General features: G+C 60.1%; 9 protein-coding genes. 3 read left to right on the forward strand and 6 right to left on the reverse strand.

From position 1 onward, the window contains the following. Positions 1-20: 20 nt before the first annotated feature. The 3 genes from CHEJ32_RS0120180 (at position 21) to CHEJ32_RS0120190 (ending at position 4,438) form a co-directional block, all read left to right on the forward strand. Complete coding sequence (locus tag CHEJ32_RS0120180; protein ID WP_245261213.1) at positions 21-1,616, forward strand: class I adenylate-forming enzyme family protein; 1,596 nt, start codon at positions 21-23, stop codon at positions 1,614-1,616. Between the two features lie 80 nt (positions 1,617-1,696). After that, on the forward strand, positions 1,697-3,061 hold the full coding sequence (locus CHEJ32_RS0120185; RefSeq protein ID WP_051469801.1) for a hypothetical protein: 1,365 nt from the start codon (positions 1,697-1,699) through the stop codon (positions 3,059-3,061). 444 nt (positions 3,062-3,505) lie between these two features. After that, positions 3,506-4,438 carry a YbhN family protein gene (locus tag CHEJ32_RS0120190; RefSeq protein WP_028035410.1) on the forward strand — a complete coding sequence of 311 codons (933 nt, stop codon included), beginning with the start codon at positions 3,506-3,508 and terminating at the stop codon, positions 4,436-4,438. Here the strand turns inward: CHEJ32_RS0120190 and mnhG are convergent, their stop codons facing one another. The 6 genes from mnhG to CHEJ32_RS0120220 are packed head-to-tail and all read right to left on the reverse strand — an operon-like array spanning position 4,439 to position 10,490. Then, positions 4,439-4,834 (reverse strand): monovalent cation/H(+) antiporter subunit G, encoded by a 396-nt coding sequence (gene mnhG / locus CHEJ32_RS25480; RefSeq protein WP_034658856.1) that lies wholly within the window; start codon positions 4,832-4,834, stop codon positions 4,439-4,441. It abuts the gene before it with no gap. Continuing rightward, positions 4,831-5,112: a K+/H+ antiporter subunit F gene (locus CHEJ32_RS0120200; RefSeq protein WP_028035411.1), complete on the reverse strand. Its 282-nt coding sequence runs from the start codon at positions 5,110-5,112 to the stop codon at positions 4,831-4,833. Before CHEJ32_RS0120200 ends, mnhG begins: the two co-directional genes overlap by 4 nt. After that, on the reverse strand, positions 5,109-5,594 hold the full coding sequence (locus tag CHEJ32_RS0120205) for a Na+/H+ antiporter subunit E (RefSeq protein WP_028035412.1): 486 nt from the start codon (positions 5,592-5,594) through the stop codon (positions 5,109-5,111). The genes CHEJ32_RS0120200 and CHEJ32_RS0120205 overlap by 4 nt, the downstream gene beginning before the upstream one ends. Further along, complete coding sequence (locus CHEJ32_RS0120210) at positions 5,591-7,231, reverse strand: monovalent cation/H+ antiporter subunit D (protein ID WP_034658857.1); 1,641 nt, start codon at positions 7,229-7,231, stop codon at positions 5,591-5,593. The genes CHEJ32_RS0120205 and CHEJ32_RS0120210 overlap by 4 nt, the downstream gene beginning before the upstream one ends. Continuing rightward, complete coding sequence (locus tag CHEJ32_RS0120215; RefSeq protein WP_028035414.1) at positions 7,231-7,575, reverse strand: Na+/H+ antiporter subunit C; 345 nt, start codon at positions 7,573-7,575, stop codon at positions 7,231-7,233. The genes CHEJ32_RS0120210 and CHEJ32_RS0120215 overlap by 1 nt, the downstream gene beginning before the upstream one ends. After that, positions 7,575-10,490, reverse strand: a complete 2,916-nt coding sequence (locus CHEJ32_RS0120220; protein ID WP_028035415.1) for a monovalent cation/H+ antiporter subunit A — start codon at positions 10,488-10,490, stop codon at positions 7,575-7,577. Before CHEJ32_RS0120220 ends, CHEJ32_RS0120215 begins: the two co-directional genes overlap by 1 nt. Positions 10,491-10,660: the final 170 nt, after the last annotated feature.

The raw sequence follows: 10,660 nt of genomic DNA on the forward strand, positions 1-10,660 counted from the left end.
GGGGCCATAGAATGCCAACCATGCCGAAAGCTCGAACGATTCCTGCCTTGCTCGATGAGCTGGCGGAAACCTATCCCGAGAGAGAGGCTTTGGTCGCCAAGGACAGGCGTTTCACCTATGCCGGCCTGCGAAAAGAAGTCCGTGCGTTTGCCAAGGGGCTGTCGGCAATGGGCGTCGGAAAAGGCAGTCGCGTCGCAATTCTGATGGGCAACAAATGGGAGTGGATCGTCGCGGATCTCGCCATATGCAGCCTCGGCGGGATCATGGTTGCGGTGAACACCTGGGTCACGGCACGCGAACTCGGTTATATCCTGAAACACTCGGACGCGGACACGCTCGTCTATGTCGGCCGTTTTCTGAAATATGATTACTTGGCGATGCTGGGCGAATTGGAACCGCTTTCGCAAAGCATCCCGAAGCTCAAGAGGCTGATCCATGTCGGAGACCATGGATACGAAGGAAGCGTGCCGTTTGCTGCCGTTTATGAGAAGGGCAGGGACGTCCCCGACCATGTCATCAACGAGGCTGCAGCCGCTGTCGATCCCCAGGACGTCACTTATCTGCTCTACACTTCCGGCTCTACATCTACACCGAAAGGCGTGCAGATTCAGCACTACGGCCTGATCGAAAACATGTGGAATATCGGCGAGCGTATGCACGCCACCCATGAGGACCGCTTGTGGCTTGCCGTCTCGCTCTATTGGGGCCTGGGATGCGAGAATGCGCTGTTCAACATCTTCACCCACGGCGGTTGCCTCGTATTGCAAGAACATTTCGATGCCGGGGAAGCATTGCGCATTATCGAAGAGGAGCGCTGTACGCTCTACTATGGCACGCCGAACATGGCGCAGGCGATGGCTGAGCATCCCGACCGGCCGAAGCGCGATCTGTCTTCCCTGCGTTCGGGCGGCGCAACCGGTTCCCCCGACCAGCTGCAACGCGTCGCCGACCTCGGCGCCAAGGAGATCTGCCACATTTACGGTCTCACCGAGACCTACGGAAATTGTGCGGTTTCCGATGGTCGGCTCGATCCGCCGGATAAGCGGTTCGCCACGGTCGGCCGGCCGCTTGATGGCGTTGACCTTCGCATCGTGGATCCCGAGACGCTGGCGCCTGTTCCACGCGGCGTGACGGGCGAAGTGCAGGTGAGGCGCTATGTCACCATCGGCTACTATAAGGACGAGGACAAGAACCGGGACTCGTTCACGCCCGACGGCTATTTCCGCACTGGCGATTTCGGCATCCTCGACAAGGATGGTTACCTCCATTTCCGCGGCCGTATGAAGGAGATGATCAAGACCGGCGGCATCAATGTCGCGCCGGCCGAGGTCGAGGAGATCCTAATGCAGCAGGAGGGCGTCAAGCTCGCTTTTGTCGTGGGTGTACCGGACAAGACCCGGGACGAGGTCATCGGCGCGGTGGTCGTCACTGAAAGGGAGCCGGCAGCTGGCACGGAGAAGAAGCTGGCCGAAGCTCTCAAGAAGCAACTCGCCGCATACAAGATACCGCGTCTTTACCGCTTTGTGCGCGAGATCGATTTACCGCTCACCAATACGGGTAAGGTCAAGAAGAACGAACTGGCGAGCCTGTTCTTCGACCAATCTGCCGACGCATGAACCCGGAGCCCGCGCACGGACCAGGCGCGGGAACCGCAATCGCTGCAACCGCCTCCAGTCGCCCGCGCCCTCTGCAGAGGTTGGCGGGCCTCCTGCTTGTTGCCACCATGTTCGTCGTCATTGTCGGCGAATTCGGTGCGCGGACCTGGATGGAACCGGTCGCGGCCGCGCTGGTCGTCGCCTTCATGCTGACGCAGCTCGGCCGGCTGAGTTTCTCCGTTCTCATCCTCTCCGCGATCGGCGTGATCTTCGTGGCGTTCGGGACTTTGACGCGATCGGATATGCTGGAGCTGATGGCGGCGGCGATTATCCGCTCGGGCTCGGTGGTGGCGATCTTCGTCTCGCTTCTGACCCTTCGCTCGGCAGTGAACGATATTCCGGGCATCGTTCGATCAGGTCTTTATCTGGTCAGCCAGCCGCCCGGGCGCCGCTATGCTGCCCTGACGCTCGGCTCCCAGCTCTTTTCCCACATTCTGCAATATGGTGCGGTCACACTTCTGGGAGGCCTGGTTACGAGCATCACCGCGCGAGAACCGGACGGATGGTTGCGTCAATCACGGGAGCGACGAATGCTGCTGGCGATCCAGCGCGGCTTTGTCGCGACGCTATGCTGGTCGCCCGTCGCCTTCCCGATGATCATATCGACGACGGTCATTCGCGGTTCGAGCTGGCTGGGATCGGTTCCGGGGGCACTGGGGACCAGTGTCATCCTAACGTTCGTCGGCTGGTTTCTGGATTCCTTGTTCAAGCCGCAGGTCAAGCCCGCGCCGCCACCTATGCCGGCGATCGGAAGGGTCGCTGACCTTTTTCCGCTGGCCCTCCTCTTTGTTGCCCTGTGTGGAGGCGCCTCGGTATTCGTCCTCACATTCGGAATGCCGATCTTGGCCGCAATCGTGGTCCTCGTGCCCATCACGTCGCTCAGCATCGTCGTCGCCAGAGCGGACAACGGCATCGCGGGGCGACTTGGAGCGGTGAGCGAATGGTTGCGCCGCTTTACCACTCAGGAGGCGCCATCCTTCTCCTCCGAATCGATGCTGGTGATGGTCGCCACGTTTACGGGCCTGCTTTCGGTCGATCTTTTCGGCCCGGTTGTTGCGGAGGCACATCTGCCGGCTTTGCCCGGTTGGCTCATACTGGTGCTCATCGTGTGGTGGATGCCGCTTATCGGTCTCTTCGGCCTGCACCCGATCCTGGCAGCATCGCTCGTCAGCGGTCTGCTGCCGCAACCCGCATTGTATGATTTGACGCCGGATCAGATCGTCATCGCGATAACGGCGGGATGGGCGCTCTCGGGAGCGACGTCGCCGTTCACAGCAGTAACCCTTTTGGTCGCTCGCCTCGGACGCGTCCGGGCCACCACGGTGGGCTTGCAGTGGAACCGATGGTTTCTCCTCGTAAATGCGGTCGCGTTGTCGCTCTGGGCTGCCTTCAATCCCTTAGCCTGAACGGGCGGCCACTCCGATACCGAGTCCGCCCGGAACGATCAGAATTTCCGACAACATTGTTGCTTGAGGCGCGAAAAGCGCAGATGGCCGCGCCGCAGGGCTGCCGTATTTTTTATCCAGTGTTCTCCACTGCTTGAAGGACGCGCCTCAAGAACGGGCGCGTTGCGGGCTTTTTGTATCGAGAGGCATTCTTCGACGGTTTCACAGAGGCGGGTAGGGGCGCGATAGAAACATGGTCCAGAAAGTGGGCTCAATGAAAGCCCATGGGAAATGGAATAAGACGGCAGAAACTTCACGGTTCCTCGGTCAGGAAGCTGTGCTAGCCCGACCGGTCGGGAAGTTCCGCCAGAGGTTTTTTTTAAGGTCTTAGGTTTTTACTGGCCGCAAAATCGCCGGACAGGTTAGCTCCATCTCCGACACAAGCACAAGCATGAGATGTCACGCATGCACCTGAAGAAATATGTTTGGTCAATCATCGGCCTTGGTGCGGTGGTCTTCTCAGCTTGGCTCCTCTACCATGAATTGCGTGGGCTTTCGCTTGACGAGCTCTGGGGCAGCCTCACCGCAATTCCGGCAGTCAACTGGCTCCTCTGTGTGATCGCCACGCTTGTGGCTTATGGTGCCTTGGCCGCATACGACCACCTCGCACTTACGCATCTGAGGAAACGGGTCGGCTGGATCTATATCACCATCACCTCGTTCACCACTTATGCGTTGTCGCACAATATCGGCGCGTCGGTCTTTTCCGGGTCGATCGTGCGCTATCGTGCTTATACGGCGAAGGGATTGACCGGGCCGGAGGTGGGCGTCCTGGTGGCCTTCTGTTCCTTCACCTTCGCCCTCGGCATTGTTCTTCTTACGGGCCTCGTCCTGCTGATCGAGCCGCAGATCGCGGACCGCTTTGTCGATATGCTTCCCGTGGAGGCATCGGCGCTGACAGGCGCGCTCCTCCTTGGTCTTGTTCTGCTTTATGTTGCCGGCAGCGCGTTGAGACTGCGACCGCTGCATATCGGCAAGCTTGAAATTTCCTATCCGCGCCTTTCGATTGTTGCGCGCCAATTGCTGATCGGGCCCTTGGAGATCATCGGCGCGGCAGCGATAATCTATTTTGCGCTGCCGGCTTCGGGGAATCCCGGCTTTGTGACGATCCTGGGGATTTTTCTGATTTCCTTTTCCCTGGCCCTTCTTTCCCATGCCCCGGGCGGTCTTGGGGTTCTCGAGCTTGCTTTCATCTCCGGGCTGCCGGAACTCGACCCGGCGGATGTTCTGGCCGCCCTTCTGGTGTTCCGGCTTCTCTATCTGATCATTCCGTTCATCGCTGCCCTGATCATCGTTCTCGGGTTCGAGCGTCGGCAGCTCGTCAATGAACGGACCTGATCACTGGCGATGTGGCCTGCTGGATGTAATCGGAAACACGGCGTCGGCCTGCTCATCCGCAGGTAAGACCGGATCCTTCCCCTCGGCGCGGTCCCGGTAGAGCGCTGCGCGTCCGAGAAGCATCAGGGTGACCGGCGTCGTTGCCGTAATGAAAATGCCGATCAGCACCTCGTGCAGCACTGGCCTCGTCTCCACGTAAGAGAAGAACAGGATCGAAGCAATCACGATCGACGCGGTCCCATAGCTCGTTCCCAAGGTCGGCGCGTGGATGCGCTGATAGAAGCTCTGCAAACGCACGAGGCCTATCGTTCCCAGCAGCGTTAGGAATGCGCCGAGCAGGGCCAGGATCGAGACGCCGAGCGCCAGCCAGAGGGGGATATCCTGTTCAGGGCTCATTCGATCACCTCTCCTCTCATCAGAAACTTTGCAAGCGCGACGGTTGAGACAAAACCGAGAATCGCGATCACCAGCGCCGCCTCGAAATAGATGCTGCTGCCGCTGCGCAGGCCGAAGAGGAGGAGTTCCAGCATCGCGACTACATAGAGCGCGTCGAGTCCCAGAACCTTGTCCTGCGCCCGCGGCCCGTTCACCATGCGGAAAGTTGCAAGCAGCATCGCGATTCCGAGCATGATCTGTGCGATTGTCAGTGACCATTCCAGGATCGCAGTGTTCATTCGAATATCTCCAGGAGAAGGTTTTCGTAGCGATTCTTGATCAGCTCCACCCAATCATCCTCGTCCACCAGGTCGAAGACATGCAGGAGCAGGATGCCTCCCCTGTCGCTGTAGTCGATCCAGGCAGTGCCCGGGGTGCTGGTGACGATGGTTGCCAGCACCGCCAGACCGACAGGATCCCTTAATTGCAGTGGGATCGAGACGAAACCGGATCTGAGCTTCTCTCTTTCGCCCGAAAGGATCACGCGCGCTACCGCGATATTGGAGCGCGCAATGTCCAGCAAAACGATGCCCACCAGCCGCGGGATAAAATCCCACCGCCGCAGCCGTGGCTTCGCGGGACGCAAGGCTGCGAGGCCCTGTGCCGCGAGAAGAGCCACGGCGGTGCCGAGTAAAAGCTGGCCAAGCGAAAACCCAGCGAGAAAAAGCCAGGCTAGCGCAATCGCAACGATCAGCAAGGGATAGGGAAAGAGCCGCCTCATGGTGCGATCTCTCCTTTGTTCGGAACCGCCTGGAGAGCTTGCATGACCGCTTCGATATAGGCTTGCGGCGCATGAAGATCCGAAGCCGTCGCCTCCAGAAGCCTGTAGGTCGGGCCTGCCGCGACAGTCATCACCACGACCGCCGTCAGAAGAAGGGCGATCGGCGCAACCTCCACGAGAAGCACGCGTGGGACCTCCCCATCAATTCGTGCCCAGAACGAACGGATCCCAGCACGGGTCATGGCGATGAGGGTGGCAAAACCCGAGAGGATCAGGAAGGAGGCGAGCCACCACGAGGAGTGCCTGATCGCGCCGTCGCCGAGGCCGGCCGGATTGAACATGGAGGTGAGCATGGCGAATTTGGCAAGGAAGCCAGGCAGCGGAGGCAGTCCGGCAAGCAGGATGCCGCAAATGGCGAAGCTTACGCCCAGAACGGCGAGCGTCTCCGGAATGGCCACGCCGATTTCTTCCGTTGCAGGGTCTTCCTCTTCCTCCCCCTCGCCATAGGCTTCCATTGTCACTGCAAGAACATTGGCGGCGGGGTCCTGGCCGCGTTCGATCAGCTCGATGAGCATGAAGAGAGCGGCAAGCGCCAAGGTGGAACTGAGAAGATAGAACAACGCTCCGGCGGTGACACCCGCCTGCGAAAACCCGATGGCAGCAAGAACCGTGCCTGACGATACAAGGACCGAGTAGCCGGCCAGGCGTCCCATCGCCTGCGAGGCCAACACGCCCACCATACCGAACAGGATCGTCGCCATGCCGGCCAGGAACAGCGCTTCGGAGCCGAAACCGCTGGACGATCCTGCCTCGGACCCGAAAAAGAGCAGCGACAGACGCATGAGGATGTAGATGCCGACCTTTGTCATGATCGAGAACACGGCCGCCACAGGCGCGGCGGCAGCCGAGTAGGCGGTCGGAAGCCAGAAATTCAGCGGCCATATACCGGCCTTGACGAGAAAGGCGATGCCCAAAATACCGGCGCCTGCTTCTGCGATCGCACGGCCGTCACCATCGAGCTCCCCAAACACCACCGCCAGATGCGCCATGTTGAGCGTACCTGCAGCGCTGTAGATCATCGCCACACCGATGAGAAAAAGCAGCGAGGCGGCAAGATTGATGACGATGTAATGCATACCGGCTTTCACGCGGGCTGGGCCGGAGCCGTGCAGCACCAATCCGTAGGAAGCGGCAAGCAGGACCTCGAAGAACACGAAGAGGTTGAACAGGTCGCCCGTCAGGAATGCCCCGTTGAGCCCCATCAGCAAGAACAGGAACAGGCTGTGATAGTGGGCGCCGGCCCTCTGCCAACGGGCGATGGAGAAGATAAGAGCGGCGAGCCCAAGCACCGCCGTGAGAACCAGCATGATTGCCGAGAGGCGGTCGAGAACGAGATTGATGGCGATCGGGGCCGGCCAGTTTCCCAGCAGGTAGACGAAGATCCGACCATCTTCCGCACCGGCGGCGGGATAGGTTCTCTTGAGCAGCACGAAAGCCACGACGATCAGCGCGAGGGCAGTGAGGATGGAAACTGCATCCTTCAGCCGGCGCTCGCGATCCTCGAAAAAAAGAAGCAGCCCGCCCGCCAATAACGGGATGAGGATTGGCGCAATGATGAGGTGTGAAGGGTTTGGCATCACTTCTCCGACTCCCTCCCGTCCACGTGGTCGGTCCCGGTCAACCCGCGCGAGGCGAGGAGGACGACGAGGAAGAGGGCCGTTGTGGCAAAGCTGATGACGATGGCTGTGAGCACGAGAGCCTGCGGCACCGGATCAGCAAATGCGGCCGGGTCGATCTCCGTGCCCTTTTCCACGATCGGGGCGGCGTTCACCCGCAGCCGGCCGGTGCTGAATATGAACAGGTTGACGGCATAGGAGAGTAGCGAAAGCCCGATGATGACTTGATATGTACGCGGCCGGAGCAGGAGCCACACACCCGACCCTACCAGCGCACCGATGCTGAGCGACAAGAGGAGTTCCATCAGGCGACCTCCTCCTGCTTTGCCGTTTCCGCCGCGCGAACACGGTGGCTTCGTATTGACTGATGCGCGATCGCGATCAGCATGAGGACAGTAGCGCCGACCACGAGCAGGAACACGCCGAGATCGAATAGCAAGGCGCTGGCAACGGGAACCTGGCCGATCAACGGGATTTCCACATAACGGAACGAGGAGGTGAGGAACGGGTAGCCGAAGAGCCAGGAACCTATGCCCGTAAGAGTCGAGACAAGCAAGCCGGCCCCGATCCAGCGCACCGGCAGGATGCGCAACCGTTCCTCCACCCAGCGCGTGCCTCCTGCCAGGTATTGAAGAAGGAAGCCGATGGCCATTGCGATGCCGGCGGCGAACCCGCCGCCCGGTAGATCATGACCCCGCAGGAAGATATAGGCCGCCAGCATGATGATGATTGGGAACATCCATTGCATGATCACCGACGGCACCAAAAGGTAATCATGTGCCGTTTCGCCGACGCTACGATCGTGATGGGCGTCATCATAGGCATTCTGGATGCGCTGTTGCTCTGGCAAGCCGATGCTGTCCGGCGCAGGGCGGAAACGGCGCAGCAGCGCGAAGACAGAAAGCGCCACGATGCCCAGAACGGTGATCTCGCCCAAAGTATCGAATCCGCGGAAATCGACCAGGATCACGTTCACCACATTGGTGCCGCCACCTTCGGAATAGGCGCGCTCCAGATAGAAATCGCCCACCGAACGTAGCGGGGCAGCCGTCATGATCGCATAGGAGATCACGGTGATCCCCATTCCGCACGCCAGCGCAATCAGGAAGTCGCGTTGCCGGCGCAGCCTAGCAGCCAAGCTTGCCGGCGCGTCACTTTCCGCGATGCGTTCCGGCAGCCAGCGTAGGCCAAGCAAAATGAGGACGGTGGTGACGATTTCCACCAACAGCTGGGTGAGCGCGAGATCCGGCGCCGAAAACCAGACAAAGGTGATGCAGGTCGCCAGGCCGGCACCGCCGAGGAGGATCAAGGCCGCAAGCCGATGGTACTTGGCCTGATAGGCAGCGGCGATGGCGCAGGTGATGCCCATCGCCCAGACAAGGACAAGTGCCGGATCGAGATTGGCTATGGAGGACAGCTCCGGCATGAGCCCCGCTTTGAAAAGCGGCCATGCCGTGACGATGATCGCCACCAACACGAGGGTGCGGAGCTGGGGCTGAAGCCTCCGCGTGCCGAGATGAGCCTCCAGCCAGCGCGCCCAGCGCCATGAGACGGTCACCAGGATGCGCTCGAAGATTCGTTGCCCTCGCAAACCGCGCAGCCCCGGCGGGTCCTCCTCGCAATGGGCGAGATAACGGCGGAGCGCTGCATAAAGCAGGATGCCGCCCACGAGAGCGATCAGACTCATCAGAAGCGGCAAGTTGAAGCCGTGCCATATGGAAAGACTATATTCCGGCGTCTCCTCACGGAGAACGGAGACAATGGCCGTGTGCAGATAGGGGCCGATCGTCAGGCCTGGGATAACGCCGACAAGAAGGCAGGCGAGGACGAGCAATTCTATCGGAAGGCGCATCCAGTGCGGCGGCTCGTGCGGCTCCCGCGGCAAGTCGGTTGCCTTGGGTCCGAAAAACACCGAGTGAATGAAACGAACCGAATAGGTCACGGCGAAGGCGCCGGCCAATACGGCCAGATAAGGCGTCACCGAATCGAGCAGCGACTCGCGGTGTTCCAGAATTGCCTCGGCAAAGAACATTTCCTTTGAGAGGAAGCCGTTGAGGAGCGGTACGCCGGCCATTGCTCCGCTCGCCACCATCGCAAGGGTCCCGGTGATCGGAAGCGCGGTGAAGAGGCCGCTCAGCTTGCGCATGTCACGGGTACCGGCCTCGTGGTCGATGATGCCGGCGGCCATGAACAGGGATGCCTTGAACGTGGCATGGTTCACCATGTGGAAGATCGCGGCGACGGCGGCGAGAGGGCTTCCAAGGCTCAGGAGCGTGGTGATGAGGCCGAGATGGCTGATCGTGGAGTAGGCGAGAAGGCCCTTCAGATCCTGCTGGAAAATCGCGAAATAGGCGCCGAGGAGAAGGGTGGTGAGGCCGGCGGTTCCGACGATGAAGAACCATGCATCGGTGCCGGCGAGCACCGGCCACAAGCGGGCAAGAAGGAACACGCCTGCTTTGACCATCGTCGCCGAATGCAGATAGGCGGAAACGGGCGTGGGCGCCGCCATGGCATTCGGCAGCCAGAAATGGAAGGGGAACTGCGCGCTTTTGGTAAGCGCGCCAGCCAGTATGAGCAGGAGCGCCGGCAGATAAAGCGCATGCGAGCGGATTTCGGCTCCTGATCTCAGGACGACATCGAGATCATAGCTGCCGACAATGTGGCCGATGAGGATAACGCCCAGGAGCAGACAAAACCCGCCCATCCCGGTGACTGTGAGAGCCATGCGTGCTCCGTCGCGGGCAGCGGCATTGTGATGCCAATATCCGATCAGAAGAAAGGAGAAGATACTGGTCGCTTCCCAGAAGACCACCATCAGGACGAGGTTTCCGGAAAGCACCATGCCCTGCATCGCGCCCATAAAGGCCAGCAACAGCGAGTAGAAGCGCGGGACAGGATCCTGCGGCGACATGTAGTAACGCGCATAGATGACCACGAGAAACCCGATCCCGGCGATCAGCATCGTGAACAGCCAGGCAAAACCATCCATTCGCAGGGTCAGGTTGAGACCCAGCTCCGGAAGCCACTGCAGATCAAGACGGACTACTCTTCCGCCCTCGATGGCGGGATAAAGCAATATGGCCAGGCCCAAAGCAAACAGAGTGACCGCGCCTGATAACCAAGCCTCCGCGTTTCTCGCATTCGCCTGAAAAAGCGCCGCCAGCAGCGCGCCCAGGAAAGGCAGAAGAATCAGGGCGAGGAGTACGTTTTCCGTAATCATCCAACAATGCACTCATAAAAGCATAAAGGGCCAAGACTTGGCCTAGATCTTCAACAAGATCCTGGGTTCCACTTTGCCATGCCGGGTGGAACTATGATTGTCGAGCGATCTACTCTCTGTGGCCGGGCAGGTTCAGTCAGCGAAGCCAATCGCTTCAGCTGAGCATATGC

This window comes from Chelativorans sp. J32 (assembly GCF_000518985.1).
GTDB lineage: Bacteria > Pseudomonadota > Alphaproteobacteria > Rhizobiales > Rhizobiaceae > Chelativorans.